Origin of the sequence: uncultured Pontibacter sp., from assembly GCF_947492645.1 — a bacterium.
GTDB lineage: Bacteria > Bacteroidota > Bacteroidia > Cytophagales > Hymenobacteraceae > Pontibacter.
Genome location: NZ_CANLMZ010000008.1, coordinates 287,555 through 307,169, shown reverse-complemented (window position 1 = coordinate 307,169; position 19,615 = coordinate 287,555). Strand labels below are relative to the sequence as shown.

Annotated in this window: 18 protein-coding genes and 1 pseudogene; 7 read left to right on the top strand and 12 right to left on the bottom strand. The window is 44.9% G+C overall.

All coding sequences use genetic code 11. The annotated features are described in order from the left end of the window. Nucleotides 1-142: 142 nt before the first annotated feature. The 4 genes from Q1A23_RS11800 to Q1A23_RS11785 all read left to right on the top strand — a co-directional run bounded on the left by Q1A23_RS11800 (nucleotide 143) and on the right by Q1A23_RS11785 (nucleotide 7,909). The gene (locus tag Q1A23_RS11800) at nucleotides 143-4,831 is read left to right on the top strand and encodes an Ig-like domain-containing protein (RefSeq protein WP_299823594.1); all 4,689 of its coding nucleotides are present in this window, start codon (nucleotides 143-145) and stop codon (nucleotides 4,829-4,831) included. Nucleotides 4,832-4,836: 5 nt separating this feature from the next. Further along, complete coding sequence (locus Q1A23_RS11795) at nucleotides 4,837-5,832, top strand: PorP/SprF family type IX secretion system membrane protein (RefSeq protein WP_299823593.1); 996 nt, start codon at nucleotides 4,837-4,839, stop codon at nucleotides 5,830-5,832. 11 nt (nucleotides 5,833-5,843) lie between these two features. After that, nucleotides 5,844-7,040 carry an OmpA family protein gene (locus Q1A23_RS11790; RefSeq protein WP_299823590.1) on the top strand — a complete coding sequence of 399 codons (1,197 nt, stop codon included), beginning with the start codon at nucleotides 5,844-5,846 and terminating at the stop codon, nucleotides 7,038-7,040. 134 nt (nucleotides 7,041-7,174) lie between these two features. Continuing rightward, nucleotides 7,175-7,909 (top strand): head GIN domain-containing protein, encoded by a 735-nt coding sequence (locus Q1A23_RS11785; RefSeq protein WP_299823587.1) that lies wholly within the window; start codon nucleotides 7,175-7,177, stop codon nucleotides 7,907-7,909. An 85-nt stretch (nucleotides 7,910-7,994) separates the two neighbouring features. On the opposite strand, the gene Q1A23_RS11780 is transcribed toward Q1A23_RS11785, so the two are convergent. From Q1A23_RS11780 to Q1A23_RS11765, 4 genes and pseudogenes are all read right to left on the bottom strand, one after another. Next, complete coding sequence (locus Q1A23_RS11780; RefSeq protein WP_299823584.1) at nucleotides 7,995-9,098, bottom strand: serine hydrolase domain-containing protein; 1,104 nt, start codon at nucleotides 9,096-9,098, stop codon at nucleotides 7,995-7,997. Between the two features lie 513 nt (nucleotides 9,099-9,611). Next, nucleotides 9,612-9,836, bottom strand: a complete 225-nt coding sequence (locus tag Q1A23_RS11775; protein ID WP_299823582.1) for a VF530 family protein — start codon at nucleotides 9,834-9,836, stop codon at nucleotides 9,612-9,614. Between the two features lie 46 nt (nucleotides 9,837-9,882). Then, nucleotides 9,883-10,152, bottom strand: a pseudogene (locus Q1A23_RS11770) (nuclear transport factor 2 family protein); the annotation flags it as partial. A gap of 15 nt (nucleotides 10,153-10,167) precedes the next feature. Continuing rightward, a complete protein-coding gene (locus Q1A23_RS11765; RefSeq protein WP_299823580.1) occupies nucleotides 10,168-10,302 on the bottom strand; it encodes a hypothetical protein in 135 nt (44 codons plus the stop codon). A 103-nt stretch (nucleotides 10,303-10,405) separates the two neighbouring features. Here Q1A23_RS11765 and Q1A23_RS11760 point away from each other — a divergent pair, with 103 nt between their 5' ends. After that, nucleotides 10,406-11,029 (top strand): YdcF family protein, encoded by a 624-nt coding sequence (locus tag Q1A23_RS11760; protein WP_299823578.1) that lies wholly within the window; start codon nucleotides 10,406-10,408, stop codon nucleotides 11,027-11,029. Between the two features lie 247 nt (nucleotides 11,030-11,276). On the opposite strand, the gene Q1A23_RS11755 is transcribed toward Q1A23_RS11760, so the two are convergent. Then, nucleotides 11,277-11,657, bottom strand: a complete 381-nt coding sequence (locus Q1A23_RS11755; RefSeq protein ID WP_299823576.1) for an SRPBCC domain-containing protein — start codon at nucleotides 11,655-11,657, stop codon at nucleotides 11,277-11,279. 107 nt (nucleotides 11,658-11,764) lie between these two features. Next, the gene (locus Q1A23_RS11750; RefSeq protein ID WP_299823574.1) at nucleotides 11,765-12,895 is read right to left on the bottom strand and encodes a helix-turn-helix domain-containing protein; all 1,131 of its coding nucleotides are present in this window, start codon (nucleotides 12,893-12,895) and stop codon (nucleotides 11,765-11,767) included. A 26-nt stretch (nucleotides 12,896-12,921) separates the two neighbouring features. Here Q1A23_RS11750 and Q1A23_RS11745 point away from each other — a divergent pair, with 26 nt between their 5' ends. Next, nucleotides 12,922-13,080 (top strand): hypothetical protein, encoded by a 159-nt coding sequence (locus tag Q1A23_RS11745; protein ID WP_299823573.1) that lies wholly within the window; start codon nucleotides 12,922-12,924, stop codon nucleotides 13,078-13,080. Nucleotides 13,081-13,082: 2 nt separating this feature from the next. On the opposite strand, the gene Q1A23_RS11740 is transcribed toward Q1A23_RS11745, so the two are convergent. Further along, nucleotides 13,083-13,877: a S1/P1 nuclease gene (locus Q1A23_RS11740; protein ID WP_299823571.1), complete on the bottom strand. Its 795-nt coding sequence runs from the start codon at nucleotides 13,875-13,877 to the stop codon at nucleotides 13,083-13,085. 181 nt (nucleotides 13,878-14,058) lie between these two features. Between Q1A23_RS11740 and Q1A23_RS11735 the strand changes: the two genes are divergently transcribed. Then, nucleotides 14,059-15,006, top strand: a complete 948-nt coding sequence (locus Q1A23_RS11735) for an NADP-dependent oxidoreductase (RefSeq protein ID WP_299823569.1) — start codon at nucleotides 14,059-14,061, stop codon at nucleotides 15,004-15,006. A gap of 75 nt (nucleotides 15,007-15,081) precedes the next feature. On the opposite strand, the gene Q1A23_RS11730 is transcribed toward Q1A23_RS11735, so the two are convergent. The 5 genes from Q1A23_RS11730 to Q1A23_RS11710 form a co-directional block, all read right to left on the bottom strand. After that, entirely contained in the window at nucleotides 15,082-15,519 is a 438-nt protein-coding gene (locus Q1A23_RS11730) for a GNAT family N-acetyltransferase (RefSeq protein ID WP_299823567.1), read from the bottom strand. 159 nt (nucleotides 15,520-15,678) lie between these two features. Then, the gene (locus tag Q1A23_RS11725; RefSeq protein ID WP_299823565.1) at nucleotides 15,679-17,292 is read right to left on the bottom strand and encodes a M1 family metallopeptidase; all 1,614 of its coding nucleotides are present in this window, start codon (nucleotides 17,290-17,292) and stop codon (nucleotides 15,679-15,681) included. 307 nt (nucleotides 17,293-17,599) lie between these two features. Continuing rightward, on the bottom strand, nucleotides 17,600-18,145 hold the full coding sequence (locus Q1A23_RS11720) for a dihydrofolate reductase family protein (protein WP_299823563.1): 546 nt from the start codon (nucleotides 18,143-18,145) through the stop codon (nucleotides 17,600-17,602). 5 nt (nucleotides 18,146-18,150) lie between these two features. Then, nucleotides 18,151-18,591 carry an NAD(+)--rifampin ADP-ribosyltransferase gene (gene arr / locus Q1A23_RS11715; RefSeq protein WP_299823561.1) on the bottom strand — a complete coding sequence of 147 codons (441 nt, stop codon included), beginning with the start codon at nucleotides 18,589-18,591 and terminating at the stop codon, nucleotides 18,151-18,153. A gap of 328 nt (nucleotides 18,592-18,919) precedes the next feature. Continuing rightward, complete coding sequence (locus Q1A23_RS11710; RefSeq protein ID WP_299823559.1) at nucleotides 18,920-19,564, bottom strand: hypothetical protein; 645 nt, start codon at nucleotides 19,562-19,564, stop codon at nucleotides 18,920-18,922. Between the last annotated feature and the right edge of the window lie 51 nt (nucleotides 19,565-19,615).

Sequence of the window (19,615 nt, the reverse complement as noted above, 5' to 3'; positions counted from 1 at the left end):
TTTATCAAAGGCTCAGTTCTCTGAAGATTTTAGCCCTTCCAAGTGGTCATTTTATTCAAATACTCAAGGAGGGGATGGACATGTAGATGTATCTGGGGCTCCAGGCTCTATTACTTTGTACGGTAGTGATAACAATTCGGGAATGTACAGTAATGACCTTGCTGAATCTTACTTCATCACGATGCCTTATTCTGGGAAAATTTCATTTAAATATGAATTTGAAAATCCTGATATTGAGGTAGCTCATTATATAAATGGTGGTACTGAAACCTTGATATCGAATGGAGGCAATGGCAGTATTACGGACGTACTTGTAAAAGCTGGAGATAAGTTCGGCTTTAAAGTTTACAACTATGATAACTGCTGCGGCAGAGGTGTTCTAAAAATTTCAGATTTTGTTGTTGTAGCTGATATCACTTTACAACCAGTTAGTACAATTGCTTGTGCTGGTGGAAGTGCTGAATTTCGTGTTGAGGCGCTCGAACCAACATCTTTTCAATGGCAGGTTTTTAATAATTCTTGGATAAACCTATCTAATGGTTCTAATTACTCAGGGGTAACTACAAGCAAATTAAACATAGCAAATGTTAACGGCTTGGATGGAGTTAAATATCGATGTGTCGTTAATACGATAAAATCTTCCAACCTTCTCTCTGACCCGGCTACGCTTACAGTAAATGAAGTTACAACCATACAGGATCAACCACAAAGCGTAACTGTTAAAGTTGATACAGAAGCCTTATTTGAAGTTGCGGTATCTGGTAAACCTGCTCCATTAATACAATGGCAAACATTTGCTAATGGTTCTTGGATTAATCTGGCAGAACAAAACAGTACAATTTTAAAGTTTAATGCAGGCGCTGCTCAGAATGGCAACAAGTTCAGAGCTAAGGTTTCTAATTCGTGTGGTGCTGAAATTATTTCAAATGAAGTAACATTAACTGTAAATACACAAACTGTCCCCTCCGTATCAACTACAGCTGCATCAAGCATTACAGGCAACTCAGCATTATTAGGCGGAAATGTAACAGCTGACGGTGGAGCCGCTATCACAGAAAGGGGCATTGTATGGAACACAACTGAAGCCCTTGACCTGAATACAGGAAATAAGGTTGCCATGGAAACAGGGCCAGGAGCTTATGCTTATGTGGTGGAGAATCTACCAGCAGGTACCAAAATATATTTCAAGTCATTTGCAATCAATTCTTTAGGTGTAAGCTATGGTGACGTAAGGGATTTTTATACCCAAACTGCGTTAGCTACTATCGAGCGACAATCATCATCTGTTTCTAATGCAGGTAATGTTGAGTTTCTTGTTAAGTTCAACCAAGCGGTAGCTGGGATCACAATCTCAAATTTTACTTTGACGAGTTCTGGAGTTGCAGGAGCAATTATCACAAGTGTTGCAGGCACAGGTAATACATATACTGTAACTGCAAGTACTGGTAGTGGTGATGGGACGATTAAATTAAATCTTGCTAACACAACGGGGGTGGTACCAGAAGTAAGCAATGTACCTTTTACTAATGGTCCAGCCTATACGATCGATAAATCTTTGCCAATCGCCAATTTAATTATTAATGGCGACGCATCATCAGCTACTTCTGCAGATGTTACTCTAACTCTGACATATCAGGATGGTGAGGGTAGCGGTGTAACTGACATGCGCTTTTCTAACGATGCACAAAACTGGAGCGCATGGGAGACTGCTGCAGAGACAAAAGCCTGGTCTGTAACTGATGGTGACAGCTACAAGGTAATTTATGCACAGTTACGGGATGCAGCAGGAAACGTAGCGACAACTAAAGCGGGAATTACATTAGATGCAACTGCTCCTTCTTTAATAAGCATAAATCGCCATACACCATCGGCAGCTACTACAAATGCAACCTCTTTAACATACCGTATCACTTTTAGTGAGCCAGTTAGTGGTTTAAGTATAGCTGCGTTTAAGTTATCCAGCACAGGTACGGCCACGGGTGTAATCTCTACAGTTACCAGCTATTCAACTACAGCCTTTGATGTTGTAGTAAGCGGGGCAACTGGCGATGGCACAATTTCGCTGATGCTTAAAGACGATGGCGCAGGTATAGTTGATGTGGCCGGTAATACATTCGCGCCAGGTAACTGCCAGAACGAACAGTATTTACTTGATAATACAGCACCAGTAGTAACTGGTATAAACAATAACAGCCACTACAACACGAATGTAACAATAAGCTTTAATGAGGGAGCAGCCTTGCTAAACGGCAGCACATTTGTAAGCCAAACTACTGTTAGTGCAGACGGCGCCTATACTTTAGTTGTAACTGATGAGGCTGGAAACACTACAACTGTGAGCTTCGCTATTGACAAGACACACCCAATTGTAACAGGTGTAGCGGATAACGGCAAGTATAACTCTGACAGAACCATCAGCTTTAATGAAGGCACAGCTACATTAAATGGAGAGGCTTTTGCAAGTGGAACAGTTGTAAGTGCAGAGGGAGTTTATACTTTAACTGTAACAGATGCCGCTACAAACAGCACCACAGTTAACTTCATAATTGATAAAACCAAGCCTACTGGTACAATTGCAATCAATGATGGTGCGGACTTTACAAATAACAGAGAAGTAACCCTAAGCATCACATCTGCAGACGGCACAGGTACTGGTGTAACACACATGCAGTTCTCTAATGGCGGTAATAACTGGAGTGCCTGGGAAGAAACAGGCACATCTAAAGTATGGCTGCTAACTGCAGTAGAAGGAGCTCAGGTTGTTATGTTACAGCTGAAAGATGCAGCTGGCAACGTGGAGCTGCTGCAAAGCCAGATTACATACGATGCTACCCGACCAACTGTAGTAGCTTCTAGTTTGGTGCCTGCTACAACAAATGCTGCTTTCGAAGTTAAGTTTACCTTCAGCGAAAATGTAAATGAGTTTGATGCCGAAAGTATAACTGTTGAGAATGGTACAGTAACAGACTTTACTGCGGTAAGCAACAGCGCTTATACGGCCATTATCACTCCTGCAACAGAAGCTATAGTTAAAGTAAGTATAGCGGCAGACAAAGCTGTAGACGCATCACTGAACGGTAACACAGTATCAAACGAAATCATAACGCTGTATGACATTACAAAGCCAACAGTAGAGCTATACTCCAAAGCAGCAGCTTATGTAAATGCTTCCTTCACAGTTGCCTTTACTTTCTCAGAGGCTGTTTCCGGTTTTAATTTGGCAGACATAGTTGTTACCAACGGTGTGGCTTCTCTTTTTGAAAGTGCAAACGGGCAAGTATACACAGCCCTGATTACGCCAACCGCTGACGGAGAAGTAAATGTAGCTGTTGCTGCTGATGTGGCATTTGATGCAGCTACAAACGGAAATATAGCACCTGTTGTGCTTACGCGCATGTATGATGCTACAAAGCCTGAACTTGTAGTTTCTACTACTGCTCCTGATCCTACAAATGCAGCGTTTAATGTTACCTTCAAGTTTTCGGAAGATGTAGCTGGTTTTGAGCCGGCGGATGTGACTGTAACAAATGGCGCTCTCTCTGACTTCAGAGAAGTTGACGGACAAACTTACGTTGCGCTTGTTACACCTGCTGCTGATGGCGGGGTAACAGTAGCAGTAGCCGCAAATGCTGCGCAGGATATTGCTACCAACGGTAACAAGGCCTCTAATGTGTTACAGCTGCTTTACGACGCAACTGCACCAGCCGGCTATACTTTGGCATTCAACGCAGCCCGTGTGGATGTAACGAATGTAACAAACATGAGCTTAAATGTTACAGGCGCAGAACCTGGTACAGTATACTTCTACAGCATCGCCAGCAACAACGGCGGAACAGACCTTACTGGCACAGCGCAGGTAACGCAGGATAACTTTGAGCTGAACGCACTCGACCTGACTAGCCTGAACGACGGTACCCTGACTGCAACTTTATACTTAGTGGATGCAGCCGGTAACAAAGGCACAAACGCTACGGCCGAAGTGATCAAGATCACGCGCGACATCGTGGCGGTAACCGTGCCGGAGGTAATCAAAGTACCGATCAGAACAACTTATTCCAACGTGCCGATGCCAGCTAAGGTAGAAGTTACTTATTCTACGGGTGCTACGGAGCAGCTGACCGTAACCTGGAGCCAGTGGAACTACAACGGCCTGGTAGCCGGAGCCTACGAGCTGACAGGCGCACTTATACTTGCCCCGATGACTACCAACCTGGCGCAGCACATAGCTAAAGTGACAGTAGAAGTACAGCCGAATATAGTGCCAACAGCGCTTGCCTTCAGCACGACTACTTTCAAACCGGAAGCTACTGCAGACGATATGATCGGAAACTTTACTACCACCGACCCGGACGACAGCGAATTTGTCTATACTTTGGTAAATGGCGATGGCAGCAAAGACAATGACCTGTTTGAGCTAAGAGGTGATAAGCTGTACCTGAAGTCGAATAAAGGCCTGTCTGGTATCACGCAGCTTTCAATCAGGGTCCGCAGTGCCGACCCATACAACAACACCATCGAAAAGGCCTTTAATTTAAAGAAGGAGCTTTACGCCAAGGCAGAGGATCAACTGAAGATCGTGAACGCTTTCTCTCCTGACGGAGACGGCATCAACGACAACTGGACCATCCCTGAACTGAGATTCTACAACAACGTGGAGATCGAGGTATTTGACCGTTCAGGTGTGCGCCTGTTCCATACTACTAACCCGGAAAAAGGGTGGGATGGCAGAGATGCGAACGGACAAGTGCGAAAAGGTGCTTTCTTGTACATCGTGCAGGTGAAGGACATTAACATGGTGAAGAAAGGTGTTGTGACAATTCTTAAGAAATAATTATAATGAAAAAGTATATCATAGCTATTGCAGTTATACTTTCTGCTCTGGGTGCACAAGCCCAGAGCAGAAAACACATTGCCAACTTCTCGTTGTTCCAGCAGTACTACAACCCAGCCTTAACTGGTTTTGAAGGCTCTATGGTGAAAACATTTTACCGTAACCAATGGACAGGCTTTGAAGATGCGCCTAAAACTATTTTCGCATCAGCAGAGCTTGACATGGCCGACTTAAGCGCATGGAAGGAAAATAACCAGCTGAAAACACAGCGTGAGGACAGGTATAACAGACAGGGCGGTGCAAAGCACGCCTTCGGGTTAGCCATACTTAACGACAGGTTTGGTGCTTACGCTGAAAGCCAGGTTTTTCTGAGCTACGGATCGCGCATACAGTTAAGCGAAAGCCTGAGCCTGCGCTGGGGTACAGCAGTTGCCGTTAGCCAGCAGCGCCTGGATGGTAACAAGCTAACCCTTGACCAGGAAAATGACCCGCAGTACCAGGACGTGCTGGGGCAGAATAACAAGCTGAGCAAACTGGACCTAAACTTTGGCCTGATGCTGACACATGATAAATATTACCTGGGTTACGCAATGCAGGACGTGGCAGAGGGTGGTTTGGCAACTGCCGGAGACAATTTCCTGAAGAACATGTATACCCGCAAGCACATTGCCCAGGCCGGTTATCGCACAGCTTTGACGGAGCAGGTAGGACTTGTGCTGAATGGTATTTACCAATATGATGATAAGGTGAAGGAAACGCTGGAAGGACAGGTAAAAGCTGTTTACCAGAACATGCTGTGGGTTGGCGGCGGTTACCGCAAAGACCTGGCTTATACTTTAAATGCAGGTGTACGGGTAGATCAATTGAAGATAGGGTACGTGTATGAAGCCCCAACAAGTGATGCCAAGAGCATTGGCAAGAGTACAAACGAGATCATGCTGACATTCAACCTGCTTCCGGCAAAGTATCCCAAGTACGGCAAGAGTGTAACCATCTGGTAACCTGAAATTATATGAAGAAAATAGTTTACTCTGTAGCATTTTTTATAGCAGTTGCCTTTACTGCACAGGCACAAACACCAATCAAGGAAACGCGCGAAGAAGTGGCCGATGTGACCTTGTTGGATGACAACCTCCTGATCTATACCAAAAAAGACAAAGAAGGCCAGTTTTTGTACACCGAGAAAAAAGGTAATTCTGAAACAGCTAAAAAAGAAGACGTGCTAAATGCCGGTTTGGTAAACACCGTAGTTGGCAGCAACCCAGAAACAAAAGAGGTATTCGTATATCACCGGAGAGGTCGCAAAGAAGAAGTGATAGCGTTTTATACTTACAACGAAGGCGTTTTTGCTAAAACAGGTGAGCGTAAGTTGCCCAAATTCAGAAATAACTCCTACAACCTTGGCTTGTTCCTTACTCCGGATAAAAACGATTTGTTTATTTCTGGAGAATTAGCCCGGACGAAAGGCTACGATGATATTTACCAGAGCAACTGGGATGGCAAGCGTTGGAACAAACCAAAGAACCTGGGAGGCAACGTGAATACGCGCCAGCCGGAGTTTGCGCCTTTTCTATCCGGCGACTCGCTGTACTTTTCCAGAAAAGCAGGGGAGGCCGCTTATGTGTACGCGGTGCCTTTCAAGGCGGGTGTAGCAGGGCAGGAGCCGGTAAAACTTGCGAGGCAGGTTAATCAGGAGAATGCCTTTAATGCCTACTACAAAAAGCAGGGAACGCAGGAGCTTTGGATCACGGCAGATGCCAAGAACGGTTACACAGCCTATACTACGGGTGCCGAGGTTGCTGAAGAAGTTTATACCGAAGACATCTCTTTTGAGGGTGCGGTATCAACATCACAATATCCAAGTACTGCATCAGAGGTAAAGGCGAATGCTCCGGAAGTGAAAAGCCGCAAAGCTGACCTGCAGTTGCTGTATGGTTTTAATAACCTCTACTTGGATAAAGCAGCTGTAAAAGAGTTACATACATTCCTGGAGAAGCAGCAAAACGAAGCGCGCATCTATATTACAGGATACTCTGACAGAAAAGGATCAGCGACAGCCAAGCAGCATGTTAGCCGAAAAAGGGCAGCCTATGTGGAGTGGTACATCAAGCATAAACTCCCACACAAGAACTTCTGGATCTCAAGCGACCACGCTATACTTGAAGAGCAGGGCGCAGCACACCGGAAAGTAGAAATAAGAATAGATTAACAAATAAAGGGCTCCTGTAGAGCCCTTTATTTGTTTTAAGACCCGTCCGCTATAATTATTAAGAGGCTGATGCAACTAAAGCAAAGTTGATGGAATCTTTCCTTCATTACGCACTATCAAAACCTAATCAAACTATGAAAAAGAAATTTAATGTTAAAGAACACCATACTGGGTTTGCAGTTGCTCTGTTGTTTTTATCAATTATTCTTAGCGGCTGCAACGATACCAATTGCATTAAAGGCGAAGGAAGTATCGAAACACGCACGCTTAATTTAGATCCGTTTACGAGTGTAGATGCTAACGGCGACTTTATAGTATACATTACTCAAGGGGCTACACAGCAGGTCGAGGTAAAAGGTGAATCAAATATCCTGGACCAACTAAGAACCGATATCCGCAACAATACCTGGAAAATTGAGCATAGGGACTGCGTAAGGAGAAGCAAGCAAGTGGAGATATACATTACCATGCCGGTAGTGGATGCGTTAGCGATGAACGGCTCTGGGCGAATAAACTGCCAGGGCAACTTTATCGCCGAAGATATTCCGGTGCAGGTAAATGGATCTGGTAAGATAGAGTTGAATGTGGATGCCAGGCAGGTGATGTCGCGTGTGTCTGGTTCAGGGGAGATTGTGCTGGCAGGAGAGGCCGTACGCCATAGCGTAAATATTTCCGGGTCTGGCAGGGCAGAGGCTTTTGCCTTGCAAGCCGAAAACGTAACAGTAAACATATCAGGTTCGGGCGTGGCTGAGGTTAGTGCTGCTGCAACGTTAACGGTAGATATCTCCGGAAGCGGCAATGTATACTACCAGGGAAACCCGACTGTTAGCCAAAATGTATCAGGATCGGGTAGAGTGATAAAACGATAGTAGTGACAGCACAGCTTTAAGGAAAGCATGAAAAAGCCCCAGGTATGTTTGCCATACTTGGGGCTTTTTTGTAGGTAAAATTTTATTAACGCTGTGAGAAAAAGGCATTTATACTTTTGTAAAGATCCTGCACCCCAGCGGTTTCGGTTGTGTTTATCTGAAACACAAAGGCCTCTTTCGTTTCCGGGTCGTAGTATACCTGGGTTAAATAACCCGGAAAGAAGCCGCTGTGGCCATAAAGTGTTTTCCCGTTCAGGTTATACTTCATAATCCCCAGCCCGTACTCTGCTCTGACTTCCGGTGCAGGTAGTGTGGCTGTATACTCCGCTAACAATGCTGTACCGAAAACCTTACCATCAAAAATGGCGACCATCAGTTTTGCCATCATCGAGGGTGTAAAGGCATAGCCGCCGCCGGTCCACTCAAACTGCATGTTGTACCTTGATTTTCCTATTGCATCCAGCGCGGGGCCGTTAAAACCAAGCGGATCGTTTTCGCCGGCAAAGCCATTTACTAAGCCCGGGATAATACGCTTGTTGGTAGGAACAAACATTTTAATGTGGTTTGGCTTCAGGATATTTTCTTCGGCATACGTATAAAAATCCTGTCCAGAAACCTGTTCTATAATAGCGCCAAGTATAAGATAGTTGGTATCAGAATATGCAAAGTCCTCGCCGCACTCAAACTTAGGAGCAACAGCCGAAATATACTTTACCTGCTCCAGCGGTTGCCATACTTTGTCGGGGTGCTGCTTTACGTCTTCTTTAAAATTTGTGAAAATATAGCGGGCAAGGCCGGTGCGGTGCTGCATGAGCTGCCGAACAGTAAGGCAAGTATAATTAGGAATGGCGGTGGCCCATTCGCCTTTCAGGTAGTTGCTGATGGGGGCATCTAGTTCCAGCTTTTTTTCCTGCACCAGCTTAAGCGCTGCCGCTGCCACTACAATTTTACCGGTGCTGCCGCCCATCATCAAACTACTGGGCTGCAGGAACTGCTTACGTGAGGGGCTGGTATGGCCGAGTGCCTGAGCAAGGTTGACTTTGCCTTTAGAGTGGCCAATCAAAATGCCCGGATAGGCTTTGTTGTTAAAATGCTGAGAGAGTTGCTTTTGTAGGGTAGCTGTGGTTTGTGCTGCTGCATCTAAAGCAAAGAGCAATGCCAGTAGCATGCTGAGGTAGATTTTTTTCATAGTTATAGTTCGCTAAAGTATAAATATAGCCAATTTATACTTTAGGGTTTACTTTCATACTAATAACTCAGCAGGCTTTTGAGCATGTTGAAGAAAAAAAAACTACTACTAAAAGCAGCAGGGAATCAGGTTAAGTTGTTTGTAGTGTAATAATTATGTTAAACAGTAGTTTGTGAAGTATGTCTCTTGGTGACCTTACCAGAAAAGTGCACCATCTCCTCTAGCTGCGGACTGCATTGCAGCGAGAAGAAATCATCGCCAACAGCCACAACTACAGCTATGAGGAAGGTCTACAAAGGCAACAAACGCTGGAAAGGTTAGGTGTTAGATTGCAGCATTTCGATGGTAAAGCGTGATTAATCAAATGTAGGTCAAACTATTGAGCTTTGGCGTATGGTACACAAGCAGCAGTAGGAACCCCCTCTACCCCCCGGGAGGGAAATTTATGATATTATTGATTGGGCTTGTAAGTATGAGCAGGGAGGAACCCGGCACTAAGGAAACAAACTCTTGTTATCCTCTACGCAAAGTATACAAGTATAAACTCTCCACCTTCTCACGGGCCCATGGGGTTTTGCGCAGAAAGGCCAGGCTGGATTTTATACTTGGGTTATTCTTGAAGCAATTGATATTGATCTTTGTGCTCAGTTGTTCCCAGCCATAATAAGTTACGAGGTGCTCCAGGATCATTTGCAGCGTTTTACCGTGCAGCGGGTTGTTTTTCTGTTCTTCTGCCATAGGGTACAAAGGTATAAAGTAGGAACTACAATTTATACGGTCCGGCTCAGTTACTGACAGGCGGAATAAACGTTACCTCTACAATCAAACCGTTTTTTATACGGTAAACGGCAATGGCATCGGTGCGGGGTTGCCCTTTGGTGCGCTGCACTTTCTCCTGGTCTATCACTACATCGCCGGCAACAATGCGGTTCACTATTTCGCAATGCAGATCGGGGGTGGCGGCAAACATGGCTCCGTAACGTTTCCTGAGTTCATCGCGGCCCTGGTAGGTAAGCACACCCGGCTGGCGGTATACTTTTACATCCTCACTAAAGGCGCTGGCAAATCTTTAGATGTCACGGTTGTTGTAGGCTTCCAGTTGCTGTTTTACCGGCGCTAACAGCGCCTCGTTGTCTGTGTGCTGTTGGCTGTAAGCGGTCATGGTTACAAGTATAAGTATGGCAGAAAGTATAAATCTATTCATGCTGGTGTTACTGAGATATCGTTGCAAGTTACCACTTCCTCCAGAAATCATTTTATACTTTAATGCAAGTTACCAAACAGCCATTGCTCCGTATATTCCACCTATGCTAGAAGAACTAATTATCCGTAGCCTTTGCGACACGTTGCCGCCGGCACCCGCTGATGCCGTTTTCCTGTTCGGCCAGACAGAGGATAACCAGCAATCGGTTTTTGCATCCGCAGTATACTTGCTAAGTAACAAGCTGGCTAAAAAAGTGATGTTTCTGGATACAGAGCCTTTGAGCGGTTACCCAGGCTTCGAAGGGTGGCAGCAGGAACTGCAAAAGCTGGGAGTAAAGCCGGAGGAGATCGAACCGGTTCCTGTAGCTACAGGTACAACCAGCCTGAACACACGCATAGAGGCACAAAATGCCATCAAACATGCCAAAGCAATCGGATACCAGCACCTGATCGTGATAGCATCGCCGTTTCAGCAGCCACGCGCTTTTATGACGGCTGTAACCGCTGTAGAGGAGCATTACCCAAAGCTAAAAGTATACAGTTACCCCGGCAGAAATTTGTCGTGGTGCGAAGAGGTGGTGCACTCGCAGGGGAAGGTAACAGGGACGCGCGCCGAACTGATAGCCGGCGAAATGGAGCGCATCCACAAGTATGGCAATATGGGCGACCTGGCTAAAGTAGAAGAGGTGCTGGATTACCTGAACAGGAGAGACACCGGAAAGCTTTAGCAGGCAAGGCTTGAGTTAGAGTCTTGATAGTTAGTAACCTACACGCTTTGTGACCCCTGTTTGAGATAGTTTCTAGCGGTACTATATTTGGCCTTTTTTATTTTAACAAACCCAAAAACTTAGCTGGTGCATGATCAGGGACAGGTCGCAACCTGTCCCTGAAATGGTTCAGTTGATTCTTTAAAAACCAGCATTTGTGCATCATGCTAATCGGTGCCTTTTAGCGTAGCCGCAAAATTAGAGGCAATTAATCTTCGTAAAACTCTATAAGCGCACCAAAGTATGCCTCATTCCAACCTTCGGTAATGTCATCAAAATCCTGATCCGGAATATTGGTGTGCCTTAGCTCTGCCGAAGTGCCATACTTGTGCGGGTGCAGTTTAATTGTCACGATAGATGGTTCTTCCTGCTCGCCGAAGTACCATTGCTGCACAATCTTTTTATTCTCTTCAAACTCCAGGTTTTTGCCCACAATGCTGCCCTCAAACAGTTCAAACTCCGAGCCCGGCTCCGTAGACATGACAGCGTTTTCGCCGGACCATAGTTGTATAGTAATTGCTTTTGTTAGGGCCACATATACTTCTTCAGGTGATGCCGGAATGATGTAGTATTTCTTATAATCTTTCATGCGGATGCGCTGTTTTGTAATTGTTGGCAAGTTAGAAAAGATACGGCTGTAGTAATACGAAAGACTGCAAAAAGTATAGCCTCGACCAGATTTTAGAGAAAAGGGAATTACGCCTGCTGCGACCTGCGCTCCGATACCAGGGCCACATATTCTTTAGGCGTCATACTTTCAGATGTTTTGAACACGCGCTGGAAAGTGGCCATAGAGTTAAATCCCGAATCCAGGGCAATGCCGGCAATGGTCATGGTTTTGTTATCCTGGCGCTCCAACCGGCGCTTCACTTCGGCTACTCTGTAATCATTCACAAACTCGCTGAAGCCCTTTTGCAACTGCTGGTTTAGTACCGCCGAAATTGTTTTAGCACTTATGTTGATATGGTCGGCCAGCTTGCTTACTGTCAGTTCAGGGTCTAAGTATAGCTTATCGGTCTCCATGGCTTTGGTAAGGGCATTTACACACTTTTCAACGGTTTCCGGGTCAATGCCATCAAAGTATAGATTAGACTTTTTCTGCGCCTCCACCTGCACCACTTTAATGCGATAAAATCCCGTTAAGCCCAGCCAATAAATAAACAGCACCTGCAGTACCTCGATAGGGTAGTAGTAACTATTTTTGTTTGCTTTAAAAATGACAGGATAGATGGTTGTGATGGCCCAGGCAATACCCCACAGCAAAGTGAACAGGTAAAGGGTGAGAAGCCATTTTTTAGGCGCTTGCGCCTCTGGGTTTTTATACTGCAACCATATCTCCCTGCCTGTAAGCACCAGGTAAAACAAAAAAGCCACTACAGCAAGGTTATCCGAAACAGCGTTGTGCAGTATATCTAGGTCAGCGCTCCAGAGGCCCAGTACTGTGCCCCGTTGGTTAAGGGTGGCAATCAGAAGTATAAACAGGCGCAACGCAAACTGGAAGCCTACTATGCCAAAATGCTTTATAAGAGTGCTTCGGGGGGGACTTTTTGGTTGCGTAAAAGACCGGATGTACAAGTATAAACAGGGCCCTAACCCAAAAATAAGCACGTTCGGGAAAAGGCTGAAAAAGTAGTTGAAGGTAGTACTGTCGGAGCTCCAGCTAAAAGTCTCGAGGCCGTTGTAAACAAGTATGAGCACCAGCAGCGCCAAGTAGTTTTTCTTGCCCGAAATACGTTCTTCTGGTTTCGAAAACAACAGTACCAACCCAAGTATAAGCCCCTGCAAAGCACCAAACAGAATAATGATATCGAAAAGGCTTAAGTACATGTTTGTTTCGGGCTTGTGCTCTTAGTATGAACTACGAATATAAAGAAGAAAATAGAAAATGGAGCAGGGTAACGAGACAAGATTTCTGCAACTTCAGACTATGTGCCTTACATGCAGCCGAAACAAAAATCCCCGGCAAAGTATGGCTCTTATACTTTGCCGGGGATTTTGTGTTTATAGTATAGCCTTATCCGAAGATCTCGTTAAGCAGGCCAGCCAGGCGAACGCCACCCTTCAAAAGCTGATCGTTTAGTGTATTAACGTGATCAAAGTTATAACGATAGCTTAGCTTGTCCTCCGGTTTAACGCCTTCGTACAGTTTGTCAGCAATCTGGTACGATTCGTAGATCCAGGTGCTCACCGGGGCTTGCTGCCAGGTGTTGCGCTGGTTTTTGCTTACGTGGTTAAGTACGGTAGCGTATTCGGTGTAGCTTAGTTGCTGGTACTCAATAAGCTGCTCGTCCCAAACACGGTGCAGGTTAGTAGGGGTGTTAAACCAGGTAAGTCTTACCCTGTTACCGCCTAAATCTTCTGGGCGGCCGGCGTGCATGGGCTGGTGTATGTCGCCAACCATATGAATGACCAGGCGCAGGTACATTTCTTTTTTAGCCTGCGGCAGGTCTTTTTTCTTAAGTTCTGCTACCATCATGTTCAGCTTCGTGTGGATGTTGGTAGAGGTATCCTGCATGATGCTGCTCGAAAACTGGTCTAGCGTAACACCCGGCTTCACATTAATGTAGTGCCACGAACCAAGGTAATCGTATGCCGGATCAGATTTTATAAAGTCGGCCCAGTTGCTGGCCATTGCTACTGTTTCGTTGCCAAGGATCTGCTGTATGTTCTTGCGCGCTTTTTTGCTCAGGTGTCTGTCTGCAATTTCGCCTACAATGCGGTGCCCCAACATGCCCCAGGCCATTGCCTGCGACGGTAGGTATACCATTAAACCAATCAGCACTAGTTTTTTGAAGAATTTTAAATCCATCTGCGTTTAATTTTATTCTGTGGTGATGGTGCAAAGGTCGGTAAAATTTGGGCAGATGAAAAAGAAATTATACCCTGTGTTTAGATGAAGTATAAGTGCCTGTTACTTATTAGCGCCAATCTATAACCTTTTGCGTGTGTTGCGGTTCTTAATGGATGTATAGCAAAATAGCACAATAAGTATGAAAGCATTTGTAGTAAGCGATCCCGGAGATACAACCAGGCTGCAGTTGCAGGAACTGGATAAGCCCACAGCCAAAGCAGGCGAAGTGCTGGTGAAGGTAAAAGCCATCAGTATAAACCCCGTTGATACCAAAACCCGTGAAGGCAAAGCCCTTTATAACTCGCTGGCAGAAAACCCACCTGTAATAATTGGTTGGGATATCTCTGGTGTGGTAGAGGCTGTAGGCGAAGGTGTAAAAATGTTTAAGCCCGGCGATGAAGTGTTTGGTATGGTAAACTTTCCGGGGCATGGCAGAGCCTACGCAGCGTATGTGGCGGCCCCTGAGTCACACCTGGCACATAAACCCGCCAACATACCGCACCACGAAGCGGCCGCAGCTACGTTAGCTGCCCTGACTGCCTGGCAGGTGCTGGTGCATCAGGCCAATATTAAGGCAGGGCAACGCGTTTTAGTACATGCCGCAGCCGGTGGTGTAGGCCATTTTGCGGTGCAGATAGCTAGGTATTTTCAGGCAACGGTAATTGGCACAGCCTCACCCGAAAATCACGAATTTATCCGAAACCTGGGTGCCGTTGAGCAAATTGACTATCACAAGTATAACGTGGAGGAGGTGCTGGCGAACATAGACATCGTGCTGGACTCGCTGGGGGAGGAGAACACCCGCAGATCGCTGGGAGCTATGAAAGATGGCGGTACTATTGTATCTATACTTGGCGGCGCAAAAGAGGCGGTGCAGGAAGAAGCTAGAAAGCGGGATATAGATGCAAAAAATTACCTGGTGCACTCCAGCGCTGAAGACATGGAAAAAATTGCCGACCTGATGCGAGATGGCCATTTAAAAGCCCACGTGTCTCATGTGTTTTCTTTTGAGGATTTGCCAAAAGCGCACCAGCAGGTTGAAACACACAAAACAAGAGGGAAAGTTGTAGTAAGTTTAAACGAGTAAACATCCAGCTAAGAAGTATGATTTAAGTATAAGAGCAGCGGCCGCAAGCTATAATGCGGCCGCTGCTTTTATACTTTACTGCTTTCGCAGCTCCATGTGCAGAATTGGGTAAGGCTTGCCCAACGCGTCTAGTTCAGACCTGCCGGTTGTTCTGAATCCCATGTGCTCATAAAATCCCATCGCCTGGAGGTTCTGTTCGTTTACATCTACTTTTGTAGCATCTAGCTGTATAACAGCATAGGTAAGAAGTTTTTTGCCTACTCCTGTGCCACGGCTACCAGGGTGAACAAACAGCATTTCCACTTTCCCGTCTGCTACGCCTACAAAACCAAGTATGGTGTTGCTTTTATCGCGTATGCAAGCCAGGTTTACCGCATGCAAATACTCATTTAGTATAAGCGGCTTAAAGTATAAAATATCCTCCTCTGGCAGGAAATGATGTGTAGCGCGCACCGAGGCTTCCCATACTTGAACAAGCTCTTCAAAATCAGATGCGGCAACGGAGGTTATCATGTACTGTGGGTAAGGTATAAATGTGGTTACAAACTGAATTATAGGAGCAGCATCCGTATTTCTGCTCTTAAAAAACTGAGATATTACATATAAAAAATGGCGCCTTTACTCATGCTTTAGAATTTTAAAATATGGGTAAAGGCGCCAAGTCTGCTCTTCTTAGCTGGTTTTTTTCTCTGTTGTTACCTTCTTCAGGTACCAGCCATTTTCATCTACCACCGGTGCCTGCTTGGTAGTTACTGTTACCGGCTCAGATGACAATTGCATACGCTGTGTCCCTTTGTCGGTCTTTACTTCCATTGGCAAAGCAAAGTTAATGTTACTTACCTGTATAGTATAAGTCTCGTCTCCGGTTTGCTTTACCAACACCTCTGGTACCTTTGTTGTGCGCAGGTACATATCAAAAACAGGCGTAATATTGTGGTTGGTGTTCGTGTTGATGTAGTTCTGAAGGTCGAAGGTTTTAACCTGATTGCCATACGTATAAGCAGGATCGCTGATAAAGCCTTTGATTGTCTTAAAGAAAGTATCATCGCCTAGTATGTAACGTACCGTGTGCATGATGTATGCGCCTTTGGAATAGATCTCGCCGTGGTAGGCTTCATCGGAAGTGGCGTATTCTTTTACAATGATAGGCTTTTGATTCCGGATGCCGCGGCCAATTTGTTTTACATGGTTCAGATAAGCTTCATGGCCACCGTGGGCTTCTACAAAAAGCCAGTCGCCGTAGGTGCAAAGGCCTTCCTGGATCCAGAAATCAGCCCAATCTTTTACACTCACTTTGTTGCCCCACCACTCATGGCCCAGTTCGTGGTACAGTAGCCAATCGTGGGTAGTGTCGCCTACTTTAGTATACTTGTAGTTATTGCCGTAAGCGTTTATCGTCTGGTGCTCCATGCCCAGGTAGGGCGTTTCTACAATGCCTATTTTCTCTTTCCAGAATGGGTATTCGCCAAAATATTTTTCCTGCGTTTTAACGCTGTTCTCCAGCACCGCCATCAGCTCTGGTAGTTTAGCTTCGTTCTGGCGCAACAGGTACATTTCCATTGGCACCGTGTTGCCATTTATAGTTGTATAGTTTTGCTTAGACTGTACAAAATCGCCAACTGTAAAGTTGATGCCGTAGTTGTTGATGCTGTAATTGGTTTTCCAATGATAGGTGATCTGGCCCTTGTTTTCTTTCTCTGATACAAGCAAGCCATTTGCCGCAACTTTATAAGGTGCCGGAACGGCAATGTGCTGGTCTACACCTTCTTCGGGTTCATCAGAGGGGTGGTCTTTGCAAGGCATAAAGATTTTGGCTCCTTCGTTTTGTGACGACAGGCCAACCCAATGCTTCCCATTGGCATCTTTGGAAAAAGTAAAGCCTCCCTGCCACGGCGGACGAACAGCCTCTGGCGTGACACCGGCATAGTTTACTTTTACTTTAACTCTTTGCCCCGGCTCATACTTTTTCTTCAGCTGTACATCCAGTCCATCTTTGGTTCTGGTAAAGTTGGCTTTTTTACCATCAACGCGTACCTCACTTACTTTATACCTGTCAATCAGGTCCAGCTTTATGTGGTCTATCGGGGATACTATGGCCACGGTAGCCTCTGCCCAGCCAGCTATTGACTTGCCTTCAGGATCCACCGCCAGGTTTAGGGTGTAATGCTTTACATCATAAGCTGCCTGCGATGGGTCTACAGGACCTCCCCAGGTCCAGTTATCGTCCTGGGCGTTTGCTTTTAGACAACCTAAAGCAAGTAATGCGATGATGAGGTGTTTTTTCATAGGGTGGAGTTTATAATGTATACTTTTACGACCTTTAAAATTTTAAGTGTAAGGTAAAGCCTGAGCCGTATTTAAATCAAAAATACACTTTTATTTTTACTTAGCTTCTTTTGTAAACAGGAGGTAACCAAGCACAGGCCAAGCCATGATCCGCGTTAATGTAAGTTTTCTTAATTTTGATAGTTTTTTGATTGTAAAGGAGTTGACTTTGTACTGCTGCATACTGTAACATGCATTAAACAATTTTACTTGTACCGATAATAGTGTGTCAGTATCGCTTTTGGTGATGCCTTAACGATTCGTTGCTTTACTGTTGGGGTTCGTAAATGAGCTGCACAACACCCGATTTAAATGTGTTGGTTTTAACCAAGTTTAGTGCTACTCGCTTTTCCAGGTCTTCAAACAAGGGTTTGCCACTTCCTAAAGCTACAGGATGTACCGAAATCCTATACACGTCTATAAGCCCTAGCTGTATGAAAGTTTTGATGAGGCTCGCCCCACCGTAGAGCCAGATGTCTTTACCGGGCTGGCTTTTTATCTCAACTACCTTTTTTGCTATGTCCGAATTAATAAAAGTAGCATTGCGATCCTGCCTGTTCTGGCTAGAGAAAACAAATTTATTTTTTGAGTGAACACTCTGCCAAAGCTTTGATTCTGTTTCGCTAGCATTTTGGTCGGGCTGGTAATTGCCCCAGGTGTCGTAACTCACTCTACCGTAGAATATGGTATCAATGGTTGATAAAAATCCTTCGAAATCCATATCATCATCCATAATGCACCAATCAGTTTCTCCATTAGGGCCTTGGATAAAGCCATCCAATGTAACTGCCAGGTCTAAGACTACTTTTCTCACGTTACTTACTCATTTAGTGAGTTAATTCCTTGTTCGTTAAGTCGCTTCAAGTGTTCTTTCATCGTGTTAACCTGCTCGGTTGGGTGTCCTTTCCAAACGGTGACTTCTCCTACAACTTTAAACGGCTGGGTAGAACGATACGATTTTGTAGGATTACCTGGAAATTTCTTGTCTGTTAAATCAGGGTCGTCTTCAATTGCGCCTGTTGGCTCTACTAAATAAATTCTTTCTCGTCCTTCCCCAAAGGCAAGTTCTGCTCCCCAGATGGCAGCATCTAATGTCGCAGTCAGAAAAATGTATTTTGCGTTTTTCTTTTGCCCATAATTCGAGTTAAAACCCACTTCTATCAGGTCGCCAACTTTTAAATCTGCCTTTGTGCCATGAAAAAAAGTCTGTGCAAAAGGTGTAGCACCTTGTCCGTTTAACTTGTTTTCGTCTTTTCCCATCCTCGAAATACTTAATAGTGTTTGCCTATACTTGTACCGTACAAAAGAAGCAAGCTATAGCCGAAAATTGGGTTATGTGCCGTATCAGGTGATTATGTTTAAAAATTCACCGCATCTTTTCTTACTTCCTTCTGCCACTTTTTGCCATACTTACGGCAAGGTGCTTGAAAATAAACTCCTATTACAATCTATGTCTTTTCGGAGGAACACAGCCATTCATCGGGCTTAGCTAATGTTTAGGTGTAGTTAAGCAATAATATTTATGGTTTTATTTAAATGCTTTTAATCGAAAGTGTCAGTAAAGAAGCTGCACCTGCTTTTAAGTTTATTACTCCACGCTTACGCTAAACTTATCCTGAGTTCCATACTTCTGTGGCTTCCCCAAAGAGACCATCCATCTATCGTAAGTTGCTTTGGCTAACCATTGCACCACGTAGTTATTCTTTAATTCTTTTACAGAAGCAGCTTCACTTGCCAACTTTTGAGCTATTTCAAATAGCGAAGCCGTTTTACTGTGGTGGAAAATGAAAGCGGCATAAAACTTATCCATTGGTTCACCAATCTGATTATCCTTGTATAGTTGGTTAACTTGTTCGAGCCTGATGCTGTCTCGCTTCGCCATACTATTATTGCGCATGCCAAGGTAAGCGCTGACAGTCATTCTGTCTGCCTGATCGGTTTTGTAGGCATAGGCTAGTTTTTCACTCACATCACCTGAACTTACTACAGCAGGCTCCAAGGGGCGAAATAACCCTGTCACAACTCCTAATACACAAACAGCTAGTATGATCAATGGGACTTTCAACCAGCTTGGGCTAAGGCTACCGCGAAATGCCTTTACTATACTTGCTATAAGTAGCGTTGCCAGGCTCAGGGCAATTATTGCAAGCAAAAGAAGACTCACCAGATTGTACATATAAGAAAGTGTACAAACCAGAATTAGTATAGTGATCGGAATCAGATTTTTCTTCATTTGCTTTTTTTGTCATTTTAATATGTGATAACGTTACTCGTGTATACCATG

Excerpts from the sequence above, each read along its gene's own strand:
- Q1A23_RS11800 (WP_299823594.1), top strand. The coding sequence starts at position 143 with ATGTACAGTAATGACCTTGCTGAATCTTACTTCATCACGATGCCTTAT.
- Q1A23_RS11795 (WP_299823593.1), top strand. The coding sequence starts at position 4,837 with ATGAAAAAGTATATCATAGCTATTGCAGTTATACTTTCTGCTCTGGGT.
- Q1A23_RS11790 (WP_299823590.1), top strand. The coding sequence starts at position 5,844 with ATGAAGAAAATAGTTTACTCTGTAGCATTTTTTATAGCAGTTGCCTTT.
- Q1A23_RS11785 (WP_299823587.1), top strand. The coding sequence starts at position 7,175 with ATGAAAAAGAAATTTAATGTTAAAGAACACCATACTGGGTTTGCAGTT.
- Q1A23_RS11780 (WP_299823584.1), bottom strand. The coding sequence starts at position 9,098 with ATGAAAAAAATCTACCTCAGCATGCTACTGGCATTGCTCTTTGCTTTA.
- Q1A23_RS11775 (WP_299823582.1), bottom strand. The coding sequence starts at position 9,836 with ATGGCAGAAGAACAGAAAAACAACCCGCTGCACGGTAAAACGCTGCAA.
- Q1A23_RS11765 (WP_299823580.1), bottom strand. The coding sequence starts at position 10,302 with ATGAATAGATTTATACTTTCTGCCATACTTATACTTGTAACCATGACC.
- Q1A23_RS11760 (WP_299823578.1), top strand. The coding sequence starts at position 10,406 with ATGCTAGAAGAACTAATTATCCGTAGCCTTTGCGACACGTTGCCGCCG.
- Q1A23_RS11755 (WP_299823576.1), bottom strand. The coding sequence starts at position 11,657 with ATGAAAGATTATAAGAAATACTACATCATTCCGGCATCACCTGAAGAA.
- Q1A23_RS11750 (WP_299823574.1), bottom strand. The coding sequence starts at position 12,895 with ATGTACTTAAGCCTTTTCGATATCATTATTCTGTTTGGTGCTTTGCAG.
- Q1A23_RS11745 (WP_299823573.1), top strand. The coding sequence starts at position 12,922 with ATGAACTACGAATATAAAGAAGAAAATAGAAAATGGAGCAGGGTAACG.
- Q1A23_RS11740 (WP_299823571.1), bottom strand. The coding sequence starts at position 13,877 with ATGGATTTAAAATTCTTCAAAAAACTAGTGCTGATTGGTTTAATGGTA.
- Q1A23_RS11735 (WP_299823569.1), top strand. The coding sequence starts at position 14,059 with ATGAAAGCATTTGTAGTAAGCGATCCCGGAGATACAACCAGGCTGCAG.
- Q1A23_RS11730 (WP_299823567.1), bottom strand. The coding sequence starts at position 15,519 with ATGATAACCTCCGTTGCCGCATCTGATTTTGAAGAGCTTGTTCAAGTA.
- Q1A23_RS11725 (WP_299823565.1), bottom strand. The coding sequence starts at position 17,292 with ATGAAAAAACACCTCATCATCGCATTACTTGCTTTAGGTTGTCTAAAA.
- arr (WP_299823561.1), bottom strand. The coding sequence starts at position 18,591 with ATGGGAAAAGACGAAAACAAGTTAAACGGACAAGGTGCTACACCTTTT.
- Q1A23_RS11710 (WP_299823559.1), bottom strand. The coding sequence starts at position 19,564 with ATGAAGAAAAATCTGATTCCGATCACTATACTAATTCTGGTTTGTACA.